General features: G+C 62.8%; 15 protein-coding genes, 1 tRNA gene and 1 pseudogene. 4 read left to right on the forward strand and 13 right to left on the reverse strand.

All coding sequences use genetic code 11. From position 1 onward, the window contains the following. Positions 1-21: 21 nt before the first annotated feature. Both AAF563_19675 and AAF563_19680 read right to left on the reverse strand, forming a co-directional pair. Complete coding sequence (locus tag AAF563_19675; GenBank protein MEM7123506.1) at positions 22-522, reverse strand: hypothetical protein; 501 nt, start codon at positions 520-522, stop codon at positions 22-24. After that, positions 516-1,007, reverse strand: coding sequence for a hypothetical protein (locus AAF563_19680; protein ID MEM7123507.1), 492 nt, complete (start codon positions 1,005-1,007; stop codon positions 516-518). Before AAF563_19680 ends, AAF563_19675 begins: the two co-directional genes overlap by 7 nt. A 154-nt stretch (positions 1,008-1,161) precedes the next feature. Here AAF563_19680 and AAF563_19685 point away from each other — a divergent pair, with 154 nt between their 5' ends. After that, positions 1,162-3,312 carry a C45 family autoproteolytic acyltransferase/hydrolase gene (locus AAF563_19685; protein ID MEM7123508.1) on the forward strand — a complete coding sequence of 717 codons (2,151 nt, stop codon included), beginning with the start codon at positions 1,162-1,164 and terminating at the stop codon, positions 3,310-3,312. On the opposite strand, the gene AAF563_19690 is transcribed toward AAF563_19685, so the two are convergent. After that, complete coding sequence (locus AAF563_19690) at positions 3,299-4,516, reverse strand: type III PLP-dependent enzyme (protein ID MEM7123509.1); 1,218 nt, start codon at positions 4,514-4,516, stop codon at positions 3,299-3,301. The two genes, AAF563_19685 and AAF563_19690, sit on opposite strands and share 14 nt — an antisense overlap. A 140-nt stretch (positions 4,517-4,656) precedes the next feature. Here AAF563_19690 and AAF563_19695 point away from each other — a divergent pair, with 140 nt between their 5' ends. Next, positions 4,657-5,139, forward strand: a complete 483-nt coding sequence (locus tag AAF563_19695) for an Lrp/AsnC family transcriptional regulator (GenBank protein MEM7123510.1) — start codon at positions 4,657-4,659, stop codon at positions 5,137-5,139. Here AAF563_19695 and pyrC read toward each other — a convergent pair. The 3 genes and pseudogenes from pyrC to AAF563_19710 form a co-directional block, all read right to left on the reverse strand. After that, positions 5,136-6,188, reverse strand: coding sequence for a dihydroorotase (pyrC, locus tag AAF563_19700; protein ID MEM7123511.1), 1,053 nt, complete (start codon positions 6,186-6,188; stop codon positions 5,136-5,138). The two genes, AAF563_19695 and pyrC, sit on opposite strands and share 4 nt — an antisense overlap. Before the next feature lie 195 nt (positions 6,189-6,383). Continuing rightward, positions 6,384-6,902, reverse strand: coding sequence for a hypothetical protein (locus tag AAF563_19705; GenBank protein ID MEM7123512.1), 519 nt, complete (start codon positions 6,900-6,902; stop codon positions 6,384-6,386). Positions 6,903-7,045: 143 nt separating this feature from the next. Beyond that, positions 7,046-7,141, reverse strand: a pseudogene (locus AAF563_19710) (hypothetical protein). A gap of 266 nt (positions 7,142-7,407) precedes the next feature. On the opposite strand from AAF563_19710, the gene AAF563_19715 reads away from it, so the two are divergent. After that, positions 7,408-9,063, forward strand: a complete 1,656-nt coding sequence (locus AAF563_19715; GenBank protein MEM7123513.1) for a carbamoyltransferase C-terminal domain-containing protein — start codon at positions 7,408-7,410, stop codon at positions 9,061-9,063. A gap of 24 nt (positions 9,064-9,087) precedes the next feature. Here the strand turns inward: AAF563_19715 and guaA are convergent, their stop codons facing one another. The 7 genes from guaA to AAF563_19750 all read right to left on the reverse strand — a co-directional run bounded on the left by guaA (position 9,088) and on the right by AAF563_19750 (position 16,297). After that, complete coding sequence (gene guaA, locus AAF563_19720) at positions 9,088-10,650, reverse strand: glutamine-hydrolyzing GMP synthase (GenBank protein MEM7123514.1); 1,563 nt, start codon at positions 10,648-10,650, stop codon at positions 9,088-9,090. 1 nt (position 10,651) lies between these two features. After that, positions 10,652-11,041 (reverse strand): VOC family protein, encoded by a 390-nt coding sequence (locus AAF563_19725; GenBank protein ID MEM7123515.1) that lies wholly within the window; start codon positions 11,039-11,041, stop codon positions 10,652-10,654. A 41-nt stretch (positions 11,042-11,082) separates the two neighbouring features. After that, a complete protein-coding gene (locus tag AAF563_19730) occupies positions 11,083-11,613 on the reverse strand; it encodes a GNAT family N-acetyltransferase (GenBank protein MEM7123516.1) in 531 nt (176 codons plus the stop codon). A 5-nt stretch (positions 11,614-11,618) separates the two neighbouring features. Continuing rightward, positions 11,619-13,076: an IMP dehydrogenase gene (guaB, locus tag AAF563_19735; GenBank protein MEM7123517.1), complete on the reverse strand. Its 1,458-nt coding sequence runs from the start codon at positions 13,074-13,076 to the stop codon at positions 11,619-11,621. A gap of 183 nt (positions 13,077-13,259) precedes the next feature. Further along, positions 13,260-14,405, reverse strand: a complete 1,146-nt coding sequence (locus AAF563_19740; GenBank protein MEM7123518.1) for an extracellular solute-binding protein — start codon at positions 14,403-14,405, stop codon at positions 13,260-13,262. Positions 14,406-14,645: 240 nt separating this feature from the next. After that, complete coding sequence (locus AAF563_19745) at positions 14,646-15,335, reverse strand: RlmE family RNA methyltransferase (GenBank protein MEM7123519.1); 690 nt, start codon at positions 15,333-15,335, stop codon at positions 14,646-14,648. Next, positions 15,332-16,297 carry a Ppx/GppA phosphatase family protein gene (locus AAF563_19750; protein ID MEM7123520.1) on the reverse strand — a complete coding sequence of 322 codons (966 nt, stop codon included), beginning with the start codon at positions 16,295-16,297 and terminating at the stop codon, positions 15,332-15,334. The genes AAF563_19745 and AAF563_19750 overlap by 4 nt, the downstream gene beginning before the upstream one ends. 481 nt (positions 16,298-16,778) lie before the next feature. Between AAF563_19750 and AAF563_19755 the strand changes: the two genes are divergently transcribed. Then, positions 16,779-16,852 (forward strand) — tRNA-Gln (locus AAF563_19755). The last annotated feature ends 65 nt before the right edge of the window (positions 16,853-16,917 follow it).

Consider the following 16,917-nt stretch of genomic DNA (forward strand, 5'->3'; position numbering starts at 1 on the left):
CACCTTTGCTGGCAAGACGTCCTAATCAATCGGCGGGACGGGCTCGGTCGTGATGATGTAGACGGTGATCGCTGCCTGGGTGTTGAGGAAGTACGTCTCCGACTCGACGACACTGTGGGACGCTTTCAGCACATCGAGTGATGGCGGGCCGCGCAGGAGCGTGCGCCGTGACGTGTGGTCGAGCTCGTCAGCAAGCTCGCAGGCCTGATCCTCGATCGCACCGATCAACGCCTGCCATGCCGGTGTGGGATAGAGCAGTTCCTGATAGATGATCTGCCGTTCGTCGTCGTCGGACGCGGCGACCAGCATGTCGAGCATGTCGACCAGCGCCTGATTGACGCCTTCGGACAGGGAGACGGCCAAATCACGACCACGACAAACGATGAGTTTCTCGTCGCCTTCGCGCAGGTCGCCATGGACGTACGCGCCGCGACTCTCGGCGTGACTGACCTGCGCCACCATGAGAGCAAGCACGGCTGTACCCAGCAGGATGGCACAGTGTCTCACAAATGGGTTCAACACGCTGTTGTGCCTCCCTTGGACCTCGGCGGGAGGTTGCCGAGCAGGCGGCGGTCGTGACGCCACCAGCGGCGCGGGAACCGCGTGACCCGGACGTTGCGTTGCTTGTCGAGAAGAACGTCGATGTTGCTGCAGCCGCGCGCCTTGTCACCAAACGCCGCCCAAGCAAAAAAACACAGCGCCTTGGTCTCGAACGCCTCGTCGCCACCCCGCCCGATCTTCTCGGCGAGCTTTTCCATCATCGGCGCCCAACAGGAGTCCCGGATCTCTTGATCGGTCATCTGCATACCCTTCTCAAGGGACATTGACCGAAACGAGGCAACAACCTCGTTGGCTTCGGCCGTGAAGCGCTCCGCATCAACATGGCATGACGTCACGATGCCGATGCCGTCCGGCCGCGCCTCGCGCAAGGTGATGAAGACCGTCGGCTGCTCGTGCGAATCCGGCGTCGATCGCCTATCAGCCATATCAGAAACGTGGTTGCTCATGGCGTTTCCGGCAAGCGACGGCAAACCCATGTGATCGAAAGCCTTGGCATAATTGATCTTTTCAGCAATGGCGAATCACGGCGATAGGTGACGAACCACAGTCAAATACGTTATCAAAGGTCTGTCGAGGCCCCACCCGCAGCTTGAGGCCATCATGTCCCTCACCCACGTCGAAGATCGTCCGACACCCGCAGACTGCCGAGCCGACAGCCAGCTTCAGGTCTGGGAAGCCGCCGGCAAACGGTTTTTCGTGCTGACCCAGAAAGGCCACTTCGCGGACCTTTGTTATGACCACGGCCGCCTGTTGGCCAAGGAAATTGAGGACGGCGTTTTTCCGGAGATCCTGGCGACCATCGCGCACGATGTCGACGCCAGCCCCGATCTGGAGACCGGCGCCATGGACAGCATCCAGGGCGCCTTTTTCAATCGGCTCAGCAACGATGTCCTGGAATCGTCCAGCCAGGAGTTTCGTGACGGTGTGGCCGCGCTGGCACAGGGCTGTTTAGGGCAACTGTCCAATCCGCTGTTTAATGAGACAGCCGTTGAACATGCCTGCGTCGCGATCGACACGGGCAACATCGCAACCGGCTTTAACCACCTGGTCGCCAACGTCAGCGGTGCAAAACGCACCGGCCATTGGCTGCAGTATGCGGTATTGGCCAACATCTTTGAGGAGTCCGGCCGCAGCTATGACGAAATCGACGACGATGAGGATGAGGTTAAGAACAACACCGCAGCACTGCGTAACCGTATGCGCAACACGCGCGGGCGACGCCGCGCCGGTATGGGCTGCACCGGCATTTGGGCCGCGGCCGGATTAACGGCTAACGGCCATGGCCTACACGCGCGAAACTTCGATGGTGCCTTCTTTGCTTGGAACCGCTACCCCGTCTTGCATCTGATTGATGAGACACCGACCAACAACAACTGGCAACGTTACGCCGCCGTCGGTACGGCGGGACTGGTCTATCCAGGCGGCATCAGCGGCGTTAATGAGGCCGGTATCGCTGTTTCGCTGCATCAAATGTCGACGGTGAATTTCACCGCCGGCGACGGCAGCGGCGACTTCGACGTCGCACCTTACGTCCAACAACGCATGCTTCGGGAAGCCAAGACGCTGGATGACGCCGTCGACATCGCACGGTCGCGAAACCATTTCGCCTCTTGGACGATCCTGGTCAGCCACGCGGCGTCGGGCAAAGCCTTGCGGGTCGAGCTGAACGGCGCCCGCGACGATGACACCGGTGACCACATCAATCGGGTGGAAGCAAGCCCCGCGGCGGAGCGGATGGTGCAGTCAAACCACTTCCTCTCCGAGGCATTGAAGGAACGTCACAATCTGCTGAGCGACGCACATTTTACCCCAACCGTCGGCAAGTGGATGGAGACCCGCGCACGCCTTGCCACGGCCGACAAACACCTCAAGGACGCCACCGCAGCGGGCGAGGTGACAACGCAGTGGGCGCTCAACACGTTGGCCGATCACAACGATGAGACGTTGGATGGCGACCGCCGCAGCTTCGGCCGGACGATCTGCAAGTCCTATAGCCTTATGGGCAGCATCGCGCGGGCAAGCGCCGATCGTGCCAGTCCGGATGACGAGATCTGGTTCACGCTTGGCGACCGGATGCCCGGACCCCATTCGACGCTCGTCGGCTTCGCCATCGACTGGCAGGCACTTTCATTTGCGCCGGTCGGCACCCATGTGGCGGATACGGCACCGCCCGCGCTTCTGTCCGCCATGGACGACTATATCGAGGCCTTTTCGTCCCACGACCGGCCACGCCGACCTAGCGGCGACTATGTACGGCGCAGGCCGACCGAGGCGGAAATGCAAGGCATTCGCCGCCTGGCGATTGCGGATCTCGATCGCGCGATCGAAACCCTCGACAACGCCGCCGTCGTCGACCCGATCTATCGCTATATCCGCGCCCGGCTGTGCCACGACACCGCAATGGCTGTGCCCCAGGCGGTTCAGGACGAGTTCTTGCATAAGGCGGCAGACGACTGGGCCTGGTTGCGCGAGCATGCTGACAGCAATGACGTCGCGATGACGGATTGGGAGCGCGCCCTAATCTACATCCTTTCAGCCGCCACCAAGGCCGCGCTTGATCCACAGGACCCGTCCGCGCACGACGAACTCCTGGATACCGGCCGTACCCTGCTGGAAGGTGTAGCGCACAGCCTGTTCGGCGATGGCGCCGTGCATCACGACATCAAGAACTGGCGTAAGGTCATCGCCGCCATCGACGCCGATGGCGGCTTTGCGGAACTGCCCAGCATCGATTTCGTCACCGTGGAGTAGAGAGTTCGCCGGGCGGCATGACGCCCTCACCCTCGATCCGCACCCAGTGGTCCGTATGAAAGCCGTTGAAGCGCGTGCTGGTGGCGTTGGTGTAGGCGCCCGCAAGGCCGAACTCGATCCAGTCGCCCACCGCGAGATCCGCCGGCAGGTCCATCTTGTGCGGCAGCACGTCCAACGTGTCGCAGGTCGGACCCGAGATCGCATAGGAACGCCTGGCCGCACTCGCCGCGCCACCGGGCCGGATGACGCGCCACGGGTACTGGACGGCATTGCTTGACATGTTGAGTTCCGAGAGCCCGCCATAAACACCGTCGTTCAGAAACACCATGTCGTCCTTGATCAAAATGACCTGGACCAGAAGCGACTGGCCCTCGGCGACAAGGGCGCGGCCCGGCTCGCACATCAGGCCGCCTTCACCAATCCACGACCCGTTTCCGGCTGTCTCGCGAATGGCGTCAAAGAAGGCATCGACCGGATCGGTACCCAGTCCCGGGTAGTCGGTCGGAAAACCCCCGCCGACATCGAGCGATACGATCGCGACACCCGATGCCGTGACGACCTCTTCGGCCGCGGTGATGGCGCGGCGATAGGCATCGGGATGGCGGCACAGCGAGCCGACGTTGAACGCCAGGCCGGGCTGCAGACCGGCGTCAGCGACACGGCGCAGCAATCGCGCGACCTCTTCAGGCTCGGCGCCGAACTTGCTGGAAAGCTCATAGACCGAGGCTGGGTCGAACGCCTTCATGCGGATGTGGATGGTGGTGTCCTGATCCGCCAGAGCCAGAAGCCTATCGACCTCGCTTTCGTGATCGGCGACGAAGTTGCGGACGCCGTAACTGAAGAAAGCGGTCTCGGCTGCGCCGGCCAGCTTGCAGATGGCCATGAAGTAACAGGTGGCGTCCGGACAGTGTTCCTTGACCAGCGCAACCTCGCGCAAGGACGCGGTATCGAAATGGCGAATGCCCGCGCCATAGAGTTCCCGGATGATCTCGGGATGCGGATTGGCTTTGACCGCATAGAGCGTACGGCCGGGAAAGCCCGTGACGAAGCGGCCGGCGACCTGCTGCAAAACGCGCGGATAGAGGCAATAGACGGGCTCGGCGGGTTTCAGCGCATCGACGACGGCATCGACCGATCCGAACGTCTGAAGGCTGGCAGCCCGGCTTGTGATAGCGGGCGTCTCGACGGCGAGCGTTTGATTCATAAGGTCATCCCTCCCGGTAACCATCCGCAGCATTGCGTTCGGGCCGAATGATACCCGCGGCGGCTTGACGGTTGCGGGCAAACCCTCCGAAAATATGGAGAATTTGGTCATTATGACTCCGCCTGGAGGGGGATCTCGCCATGGATCGTCTGGACATCCGAATCCTCGACGCATTGCAACGCGACGGCACGCTGACTCAGGCGGAGCTGGCCGAACAGGTCGGCTCAACCCCTTCCACGAGCTTGCGGCGCGCCGAACGCCTCAAGGCGAGCGGGCATCTGGACCGGTGCGTCTATCTCGCCGATCCCAAGAAGCTGGAGCGTGGTCTGCGCGCCATCATCACCGTCGTCACCAGCGGTCTGGGCGGCAAGAAGGGCAAAGAGTTCGCCAAGCGTCTCGCGAGCGAACCGGCGCTCGACATGGCCTATGGCACGACCGGCGAGGTCGACGCCGTGCTCCTTGCGAATTTCAGGGATATGGAAGAATTCCGGACCTTCTGCGAACGCCTGTTCGACAACGATCCCCATGTCCTCCGCTACACAACGATGTTCGCGGTGGATAGCTACAAACACACAACCGTGGTGCCAACCGATGCACTTGCCGCGCGGCTTGAGGACGCCTAGCCCTCGGCCTCCACGAAGCGCCAAGACAACGTCTCACCGGCGTGGAACGGAACGAGCGTCAGGTCATCGTTGCCAACGACATCCGGCACGGCTTGTGCTTCGCGGCGCAATGTGACCTGGCCATCGTTGAGCGGCAGACCATAGAAACGCGGGCCAAACTCCGAAGCGAAAGCCTCAAGCCGGTCGAGCGCGCCCTCCTCGTCAAAGGTCTGGGCGTAGCTCTCCAGGGCGACGGGCGCGCTGAAGATGCCGGCGCAGCCGCAGGCACTTTCCTTCTCGTGCTTGGGATGAGGCGCGGAATCCGTGCCCAGAAAAAACCTTGGATTGCCCGAGACCGCCGCCTTGCGCAGGGCCTCGCGATGCTGACGGCGCTTGGCGACCGGCAGGCAATAGGCATGCGGCCTGATCCCACCTTCGAACATGGCGTTGCGGTCGATGCGCAGATGATGGGCGGTGATCGTGGCGCCAAGGTTCGCGCCGGCCGCCTCGACAAACGCGACGGAGTCCCCAGTCGTGATGTGCTCCAGCACCACCTTCAGCGCCGGAAAGTCGGCGAGCACCGGGCCCAGCACCTGTTCCAGGAACACCGCCTCGCGGTCGAAGATATCGATATCCGGCGACACGACCTCGCCATGGACCAAGAGCGGCATGCCGATCGCCTGCATGCGCTCCAACACCCCGTGGATATGACGCACATCGGTGACGCCGGACGCGGAGTTGGTCGTGGCGCCGGCTGGGTAAAGCTTGCAGGCGGTGAAGACGCCACCCTTAAACCCCGTCTCGATCTCGTCCGGATCGATTTCGTCGGTCAGATAGGCCGTCATCAGCGGGGTAAAACCGCGACCCGCCGGTAGCGCCGCAAGAATGCGGTCGCGGTAAGCGGTGGCCGCGGCGACCGTGGTGACCGGTGGTACCAGGTTCGGCATGATGATCGCACGCGCGAACTGGCGCGCGGTATGGTCGGCGGCAAAGGCCAGCATGGCGCCATCACGCAGATGAACGTGCCAGTCGTCGGGCCGGCGCAAGGTCAGCGTCTCGCCGCCCGTCATCGGGCCAGCCGCGATCGTTCGGCACCGCCAGTCACATTCGCACCCCAGTTAAACCCGTCGTTTGCGGTCAACGGGCACCGGATGCCCAGACCGTTACCCTGCATACACAAGCAGGCCGGGTCTGCCTACGGTTTGTCGTGAGTTTTGCGCGGATATCCGCAGGGGCAGCCGTGGGCTACAACAATTGCACCGACGTCAATTGGCGCTGCTGCGCGCGACGTGGCGCCGGAACGCCTCTTCCAAGTCGTCGCTGGTGCGCTCGCCAACCAGCACATCGCGCCGGTTCCCCTCGGCATCGAACAACAGCAGCGTGACATGGTTGACGTTGTGCGCGGCCGCCAGCTGACGGCCTTCGGAGCGGCTGATATCGGCAATCAGGTATTGCAGCTCACCGTCCTCAAAGGACGCCATCGCATCGCGCGTCTCGCCCTGCAGGGCCAGGCAACGCGGACAGTTGGGATCATGGATCTGGACGACCGCCGGGATCCCATTGCCGATCTGGGTGAGGTCGTGCTCCCGGATGGTCGCGCGGACATCCTGGATCAGGTACCAGCCGCCGCCGCCCGCGACCACCGCCAGCAGACCGCCGTTGCGGATCTTCCGCAAGACGTCGCGCCGGCTGGACTTGTCCGATGCGTCCTCGGGCGCCGCTTGGACCGAAACGTTCGCCTGTTTCTTCGCCGGCCGTTTGGCTTTCCGTTTCTGCTTCTTCATTGCGCGCACCACCCCCGGTTTCCCAACGCCACGCCATCAACGCTTTCGCGCGTGTCATAGTGGCGGAGCGTGCGAAAAGAGAGAAGCTGACCTCACGCACACGTGTGCGTGGTTTATCGCGCCTACCTATCGGGCGGGGGGCCCTACTCCCACTCGATCGTGCCGGGCGGTTTCGACGTGATGTCGTCGGTCACCCGGTTGATGCCGCGCACCTCGTTGACGAAGCGGCCGGCGATCTGACATGGCGGTCGTGGATCAGCGTAGGTGCAGAATGCAGGAATGCGGATTCCGCTAATGATTGTTACAATTCTGGGATTGAGACTAAGGCCGCCCGATCAGAATCGTCTGGGAACCGACGAAGCTGCCAATTCGTGATCAACCCACCTAGCACGCCATCAGGTTCCGCCTTCTGATCCCGTCGAGTTTTCGAACCGGCGTTCAATGTTCAATCGTCCCAGCAAAGAGCGAGCAATAGGTCAAAGCAATGAGTTCCAGATCCTGTTTCATGGGCCTTAACCTTGGGCATGATCGCGCAATTTCGTTCGTAAGCGATGGCCCGCTTTCGTTTCACACCGCTATTGAACGGCTCGACCGCCGAAAACACTCCGAGTCGCCCGACTACCCGGTCGCCGAGATTAACCGGGTGCTCGACCACCTTGGGATCGCTATCGACGATATCGCGGGTGTCTGTCTCTCTTATCTCGGGAGCAACCCCGAGCGGATCAGCGAGACGATGGCGTGGGAGTTTCGTCAGGAGTTTCCAGGCTTCCGCGGCGACTTCTCCACGCTGGATCATCATAACGCGCACGCGATCGGTGCGCAGGTCTGCAGCGGATTTAATGAAACACTCGTCCTGGTCGCGGACGGCGCCGGTGATGAACGCCTGTGGGGCACGCAGGCTGAGTCCCTGATTTCCGTCAACGCGAAAACTTGCCAATTGATAGATGAGCGCGTGCAGTCGATGCCGCGAAGTCAGCTCAATCGGCCAAAGTTCTACGATCCCGCATTCTTCCGCGCTGATGACGCAACGCGTCAAATCAGCCTGGGCCTGAAGTACGAGCAGATCACGTATTTGTGCGGATTCGGCCCGGGGCAAGCGGGCCAGACGATGGCTCTGGCGGCCTATGGGGAACCTCTATTCGATTACCAGCGCTACCTGCCGTCCGATCTTTCGTTCTCGCTGACCTATCCGGACTTCCTGCGGGAGTTCACGGACCTGGCGTCCTCGCGAAAGCAGACCCTTAGAGAGTTCGCCAAGAGTAATCGTGCTGATATCGCGGCGACCTATCAGGCCTATCTCGAAGAAGCGCTCGTTCGCATCAGCGAGGAGGTCGTGCGCCGCCACAAGCCTGACGCGCTGTGTTTCGCCGGCGGCATATTCTTGAACTGCCTCTCGAACAGGAAAATTACCAACGCCCTATCGCAAACGAACCTCTACTTCCTGCCGGCATGTGGTGATGACGGACAGTCAATCGGCACGGCGGCCTATGCGTACTGGCGACAGGCAGAACGTTTTCCCGAACCGAACACCGCCTTCCCCTACCTCGGCCGCGGCTTCTCGTCGGAGGAATGCGAGAAAGCTGTCGCCGAAGCCGGTCTTGCCGGCGAGAGACTGTTCGGATCATCCCGCGCGGAGCGTCTTGCCCAACTGCTCGCCGAAGGCAAGATCGTGGGTGTACTCCAGGGCCGATCGGAAGCCGGCCCCAGGGCACTCGGCCACCGCAGCATACTGGCGGACCCGCGCTCCCCCACGACAAAGCCTCGCATCGACGCTGGCATCAAACGACGCGCCGAGTTTCGGCCCTACGCGCCGATGATGCTCCGCGAATGTGTCGGCGACATCACCGACTTCGCCTCTGCTTCGCCCCACATGCTGATCACCGCCGATGTTCGGGAACAGCATCGGTTGAAGTTGCCCGCCATCACGCATATCGACAACAGCACACGCGCACAGACGGTGACGGAAGAGATCGATCCGTTTCTCTTCGCGCTTCTCACGGCGTTCGAACACAAGACCGGCTATGGCGTCCTTCTCAACACGTCCTTCAACGATGAGTCGGAGCCCATCGTCGACAGCCCGGAAGATGCCATCCGCACGTTCCTGCGCACCGAGCTCGATGCGTTGCTTCTCGAAGAGGTTCTCGTGACCAAATCCGGCTGAGCACGGCGCGAGGGATCACGCGCCCTACTCCCACTCGATGGTGCCGGGCGGTTTCGACGTGATGTCGTAGGTCACGCGGTTGATGCCGCGCACCTCGTTGACGATGCGGTTGGCGACCCGGCCCAGGAAGTCGTGCTCGAAGGGGTAGTAGTCGGCGGTCATGCCGTCGGTTGAGGTGACGGCGCGCAGCGCGCAGACGAACTCATAGGTGCGGTCGTCGCCCATGACGCCGACCGTGCGCACGGGCAGGAGTACGGCAAACGCCTGCCAGATGGCGTCATAGAGGTCGGCCTTGCGCATCTCCTCGATATAGATGGCGTCAGCCTTCCTCAGGATCTCCAGCTTGTCGCGGCTGATCGCGCCGGGAATGCGGATGGCGAGACCCGGGCCCGGGAACGGGTGGCGGCCGACCAGGGTTTCCGGCAGGCCGAGCTCGCGGCCGAGGTCGCGCACCTCGTCCTTGAAGAGTTCGCGCAACGGCTCGACCAGCTTCATGTTCATGCGTTCTGGCAGGCCGCCGACATTGTGGTGCGACTTGATGGTGATCGACGGACCGCCGTGGAATGACACGGACTCGATGACATCGGGGTAGAGCGTGCCTTGCCCCAGAAACTCGGCACCGCCGATCTTCTTGGCTTCCTCCTCGAAGACCTCGATGAAGGTCCCGCCAATGATCTTGCGCTTCTGTTCGGGGTCGTCGACGCCCTCGAGCTTGCCGAGAAAGAGGTCGCTTGCATCGGTCGCGATAAGCGGGATGTTGTAGTGACCGCGAAACACGCTCTCGACCTCGTCGGCCTCTCCGGCGCGTAAGAGGCCGTGATCGACGAAGACGCAGGTCAGTTGATCACCGATCGCCTCGTGCACCAGGACGGCGGCGACGGAGCTGTCGACGCCGCCGGAGAGACCCATGATGACCTTGCCCTTGCCGACCTGATCGCGGATCGCCTGCACCGCTTGCTGACGGAACGCGGCCATCGACCAGTCGCCGGAACAGCCGGAGATGTTGCGCACGAAGTTTGCCAGGAGCTTCGCGCCATCAGGAGTATGGGCGACCTCGGGGTGGAACTGCACGGCGTAGAAGTTCCGTGCTTCATCGGCGATGGCAGCGAACGGTGCGCCGTCGGATGTCCCGACGACCGAGAAACCATCCGGCAACTGGGTGACGCGATCGCCGTGCGACATCCAAACCTGCTTCTTGTCGCCGACCCGCCAGACACCGTCGAACAAGGCGCACGCGTCGGTCACCTCGACATAGGCGCGACCGAACTCCCGGTGGTCGGAGCTTTCGACCTTGCCGCCAAGCTCCTCGCACATGGTCTGCTCGCCGTAGCAAATCCCGAAGACGGGCACACCAAGATCAAAGACCGCATGCGATACCGCCGGCGCCTCGTCCCACATGACCGACGACGGGCCGCCGGACAGGATGATGCCCTTGGCGCCGAAATTGCGAATGCGGTCATCATCAGCCGTGCACGGCAGGATTTCGCAGTAGACGCCGGCTTCGCGCACGCGCCGCGCGATGAGCTGGGTCACCTGCGAGCCGAAGTCGAGGATCAGGATTTGTTCGTCGTGCGGTGTCTCGGTCACGTTACTCCTTTCTGATGCCTTTCAGTTCGATCGTGTTGCCATCGGGATCCTGGATGTAGATCGACGGTCCCATGCCATGCGTGCCGAAACGCTCACCGCTATCGCTCACCTTGATGCCGTGGCTGGCGAGGTGCTCGCGGATTGCCGCCTCATCGAACGGTTCGACGTCGACGCAGATATGATCGACGTTGCGGCCCTCCTTGCCCGGGCCCGCGCCACCGGCTTGCCCAAGCTTGCCGTCGAGGCTGACGAGATCGATCATGGCGCGCCCGACGCGCAGGTGATAGAGGCCCAAGGGCTCGTTCTCACGCTCGACCGGGCAGCCGAGGACATCGCGGTAGAAGGCGATCGACCGGGCGATGTCGCGAACCCGGAAAACCACATGGTCCATCTCTAGAACGGCAAAGGGCACGGTCACGGTCTCATCTCCCGTCAACGTGGCGCAGGGTCAAGCGTCCAGCCATAGGCGAGCTCATCCAGCAAGACACCGGCGAACGGTTCGCTGCGGCGTGCGATAAGCCGGCCGCCCATGGCCTCATAGAAGAAACGGGTGGGGTTGGCCTCAAGCACCCACAGAATGACGCGCCGCAGCCGCGCAAGGCGCAGACAGTCGAAAAGCGCTTCCATCAGCTGGCGGCCCAGCCCCTGCCCGTGCCAGTCGGGCAACAGATAGAGCGTATAGATCTCACCGTTCCAATCGCTGTCTGCCGGCAAGCCGTCCGCGCGCGCCGTCCCGGCATTGCCAAAACCAACGACACCGGCCTCCTGGTCCTCGACCACCACGGTCATACCTTGATCGCGGCGCGACAGAATGCCGCGCCAAAAGGCCGTTCGGTCGGCGACCGACAGGCTGGTCAGATAGGCATCGGGCAAGACGCCGGCATAGGTGCTGCGCCATGTCTCGACATGAATGAAGGCGATGGCCTTGGCGTCGGCGGGGCCGGCTGGCCTGATGGTCGCCACCCCGATCAGGTTTCGGACTGATAGTTGGGGGCGTCGCGCTGGATCGTGACGCCGTGGATATGGGATTCGCGCAGGCCCGAATTGGTGATGCGCACGAACTGGCAGCCCTGGCGCATGTCGTCGAGCGTGCCATTGCCAGTGTAACCCATGGAGGAACGCAGACCGCCGACCAGCTGGTGGATGACGTGGTGGGCCGGGCCCTTATAGGGCACGCGTCCCTCGATACCCTCGGGCACCATCTTCACAACATCCTTGATGTCCTGCTGGAAGTAACGGTCGGCCGAACCGCGCGCCATGGCGCCGAGCGAACCCATGCCGCGGTACTGCTTGTAGCTGCGGCCACCGAACAGGAAGACCTCGCCGGGGCTTTCGTCGGTGCCGGCAAGCAGCGAGCCGATCATGGCGCAGTTGGCGCCGCCGGCGATCGCCTTGGCCAGATCGCCGGAATACTTGATGCCGCCATCGGCGACCACGGGCGTGTCGCTCTTCACCGCCTCCTCGACCACGTCCATGATCGCGGTCAGCTGCGGCACGCCGACACCCGCCACCACGCGTGTCGTGCAGATCGAACCCGGCCCGATGCCGACCTTCAGCGCATCGGCACCCTGGTCGATCAGCATCTTCGCGCCCTCGGCCGTCGCGATGTTGCCGGCCAAGACCTGGGTATAGTTCGACATCGACTTGATGCGCGCAATCGCGTCCATGACGCCCTGGCTGTGACCGTGCGCCGTGTCGACGACGATCACGTCGGCGCCGGCATCGATCAGCGCCTCGGCCCGCGCGAAACCATCATCGCCGACGCCCGACGCCGCGCCGACCCGAAGCCTGCCCTGCTCGTCCTTGCAGGAATTGGGGTGCGACTGCGCCTTCTCGATATCCTTGACCGTGATCAATCCAATGCAGCGCCCGTCATCATCGACCACCAGAAGCTTTTCAATGCGGTGCTGATGCAACAGGCGCTTGGCCTCGTCATGGCTGGCGCCTTCCTTAACCGTGATCAGGTCGTCCTTGGTCATGAGGTCACTGATCGGCTGGGCCCGGTCGGTCGCGAAGCGCACATCGCGATGGGTCAGAATGCCGACCAGTTTGCCGCCCGGTTGGTCCACCACAGGAATACCGGAGATACTGTGGGTCTCCATCAAATCGAGCGCATCGGCCAGCGGCGCTTCAGGCCCGATGGTGACCGGGTTGACCACCATGCCCGACTCGAACTTCTTGACCCTGCGGACCTCGTTGGCCTGCTGCTCGGCGGTCAGGTTCTTGTGGATAATGCCGATGCCGCCGTTCTGCGCCATGGCGATCGCCATCGGCGCCTCTGTCACCGTGTCCATGGCCGCGGAAATCAGCGGGATGCCCAGTTCGACCGTCTTGGTCAGACGGGTCGCGGTTTGGACGGAATTGGGGAGAATCTGGGAGTAGGCAGGGACCAGCGAAACGTCATCAAATGTCAGGGCTTCGCGCATGTCCTCACCACCTCGCTGTTTTGAAGTGGCGCGATCCACTATCACGAATTGGCCGGGAGTCAAAGGTGGAACGTGTCATGGCTGCCATGCGGCGCCAATGCCGACACGCCGCCGGCCGAAAAACGGAAAGGGCGGGACACCGAAGCGCCCCGCCCTCTTTGCTATCGAACGTGTAGGTCTCGGTCAGATACCGGCCTTGACCTCTTCATACATGGCCTGCAGTTCAGGCTCGTTCTGGATGGTCGCCTGGAAGATACCGCCGGCGATGTAGCCTTCGATATCGTTAGGCGGCAGACCGCGGTTGGCCAGTTCCTCGGCGGAGAACCGCTCATAGGACTTCATGTTGGAGTGGCCCATGCCATAGCTCTCGATCCAGAACTGACCGGTATCGGGCGACAGGAACGCGTTGATCAGGTCATAGGCGCGCTCTTCTTTCGCCGGATCGACCGAGTTCATCAGCGTGATGCCGCAGGTCCAGGTCATCGGACCTTCCTTCGGGTTCATGAACGCGACCGGCACGCCCTCATTGGAGAGGTTGAGCGGGGTCGAGTTCCAGGATGCCGCGGCAATCAGCTCGCCGGAGGCAAGCGCCTGTTCCCAACTGGTCGTGTCGTTGGTGTAGTAGCGCAGCAGCGGACGCTGCTCCTGCATCAGCTTCTTGGTGACCTCGACTTCCTCGGGCGTCATGTTGAAGGGATCAGCGGCGCCGGAGTAGATCGCCGCGACCATGACACCGTCGATCAGGCTGTCGATCATGGAGAGCCGGCCGGCGTACTTGGGATCCCAGAGAATGCCCCAGGTGTGGGTCTCGGGATCGACGTATTCGGGCGCCAGGTCGGTGCGGAACGTGACCGAGGTCAGGCCCCACCACGCACAAACCATCTTGCGCTCGCCATCGATTTCCATGTCCGGCACGCCTTGCAGCACGGGAATGACGTCGTTCCAGTGGCTCAAGCGGTCGGTGTCGATGGTCTTGAGAAGGCCCATATCTGTCCACTTCTGGACCTTATAGGAGCACGGCATCGCGACATCGGGCGCGAAGCCGGCGCGCATCTTGGCCTCGGCTTCCTCTTCGTCGCCCCACATGGAGAAGTTCGGGGATTCGCCATATTTGTCGATATACTCCTGGTGCATCTCCGGCACTTCGTAGCCGGACCACGTGAAGCACAAGACATCGTCCTCACCGGCGGCGCGCACGGCGCGCGATGCCAGCGGCGCCACGGTCATGCCAAGGCCGACGGAAGCGAGGCCCTTCTTGAAATCGCGCCGGCTCAAGCGGCCGAATTTCATCGCGTCGACAAAACGCTCGATGTCGCGTTTTGACTCCATGATTGATCTCCCTCTTGCTCTGATTTGGTAGAGACGAAGGCGCGGTTCGGCCTTCCTCACGGCGAACTATAGAGCAATCGGTAGACGAGACAACGCCAACCCAAAGCGCTTTAGCGCACATCTCGTTTGTTTGAATTGCTTGGGCGCCCAGCAAACAAATGCGCACCACTTTCACGATCGAGAGCGGATGCATGTCTTCTGGTGGAACTGTCAACCGGCGCTATCTGAGAACGATCCGCTCTACTCGGGGCGATAACCCTGGGCGACGAGATAGATCTCGCGCGAGTCCTTGCGGCTGGCTTCCGGTTTGGCGTGCGCGACCTTGGCAAAGCGGCGCTTGATCTGGTTGAGTAACTCGCCCTCCGTACCACCCTGCAGAACCTTGGCAATGAACGTGCCGCCCGGTGCCAGCAGATCCTCGGCAATTGCCAGCGCACTCTCGACCAGGCCCATGACCCTTAGATGATCGGTCTGACGGTGGCCGGTTGCCGGCGCCGCCATATCGGACAGCACGACATCGGCCGGGCCACCAAGGGCATCGCGTATGGCCCGCATGCCGTCGGCCGACGTTGCGTCGCCAACCAGGACCGCGGCATCGGCGATTGGTTCGATCTCGTTGAGGTCGATGGCGACGACCTGGCCGCCAGGGCACCGCGCGACCGCGACCTGGGTCCAGCCGCCAGGGGCGGCGCCCAAGTCGACAACGCGCGCGCCACGCTTCAGGAACTTATAGCGATCGTCGAGCTGAATCAGTTTGTAAGCGGCACGCGAACGCCAGCCTTCTCGCTTGGCGCCTTCCACATAGGGATCGTTCAACTGGCGTTCGAGCCACCGCGTCGACGATGACCGGCGGCCGCGCGCTGTCTTGACCCGTTTAGAGAGAGGCCGACCGCCCGATGGTTTGCCGCCGCCGCGCCGACCGCTGCTCACCTGCCCTGCCTAGACGCCGCCGCGCCATTGCCGCCGCGCTGGTCACAGGAATCCTGGCGGTCGACATCCATCATGCCGAGCAGCATGCCTTCGCGGAGACCGCGATCGGCGACGGAGAGCCGGCCGACCGGCCACACGGCATGAACCGCGTCCAGAATGGCGCAGCCGGCGACGACCAGGTCCGCGCGGTCGCGCCCGACACACGGCACCTGGCACCGGGTTTCATAGTCCATGGCGACGAGTTCGCGGGTCGCCGCTGAAAGGTCATCAAAATCGAGAGCGATACCGTCGACGCGGTTGCGGTCATATTGCGGCAGTTTTAGATGAATGCCGGCCAGGGTCGTCACCGTGCCGGACGTGCCGATCATCTGCACATCGCCGCCATCCATCAGGTCGCCAAAACCATGCTCGGCCTCGAATGGCGAGAGGTGATCGCGCACCTCCTCGATCATGTCGGCGTAGATGCCTTCGTCCACGCTGTGGCCGCCATGGGTCTCGGCCAGGGTGACGACACCACAGGGGATCGACTTCCAGGCGACAATCTCGACCGCGCCGTCCGGCTCGACCGCGAGCCAGGAGATTTCCGTCGAGCCACCGCCGATATCCAGGATCACCACGTGGCGCGCCCACGGTTCGATCAGGGGCTGGCAACCGACAATGGCGAGCTGAACCTCTTCATCGGGCGAGATGACCTCAAGCCCAATACCGGTCTCGCGCGATACGCGCTCCAGAAATCCGTCGCCGTTGGCGGCGCGCCGGCACGCCTCGGTCGCGACGCAACGCGCCCGGCTGACGCCGCGCCGGCGCATCTTGCCCGCGCACACGTGAAGCGCTTCGATGGTGCGGTCGATGGCATCGTCGGACAATCGACCGCTGGCGTGGACGCCCTCGCCCAGGCGCACGATTCGCGAAAATGCGTCGATGACACGGAACCCCTCGCGCGTCGGGCGCGCGACAAGCAACCTGCAGTTGTTGGTGCCCAGGTCTATGGCGGCGTACGTCGTCTGCTGACGTCGCCGTGGCTGTCTGCGGTGCCCTCGTCCGCGACCGTTACTGCCTGAACCCACCACCTAAACTCCGCCTCCCTTAGGCGCTGTGGCGCTTATGCGCTCACGTCATCCTGTCTAACCCGAAACCGCGGCGCTGCAAACTCCACAGATGGGCGCGTGACCGGCACCGAATTGGCGGCGACGTGGCGGCTAACGCCAGGACATCCCGCGAGACCGCCGTCTTACCTTGCCGTCATACCACCCGCATCTTGTCGGAAATTGGGCGGCTGGAGGTATGAAGGGAAACTCCTCCGGACTGTGTCTTCCGCAACCCATGGCTGAAGCCGCCAGCATGGCATGGCCGGGCGCGCCCGGCACCGGTGACGCCGGTTGACAGCCGCAGGGCACCTCGGCATAAGGCGCGGACACCGGCGCCCATGGGGCGCGTCCCTGTTGGGGGATAGTTTAACGGTAGAACCTTCGGCTCTGACCCGAATAGTCCTGGTTCGAATCCAGGTCCCCCAGCCATAATAAAATTGTTGAATATCAAGTAGTTGCGCACAACACCTAAAGCGTTGCGCGGCCGACCTGTG

The organism is Pseudomonadota bacterium (assembly GCA_039028155.1).
Taxonomy (GTDB): domain Bacteria; phylum Pseudomonadota; class Alphaproteobacteria; order SP197; family SP197; genus JANQGO01.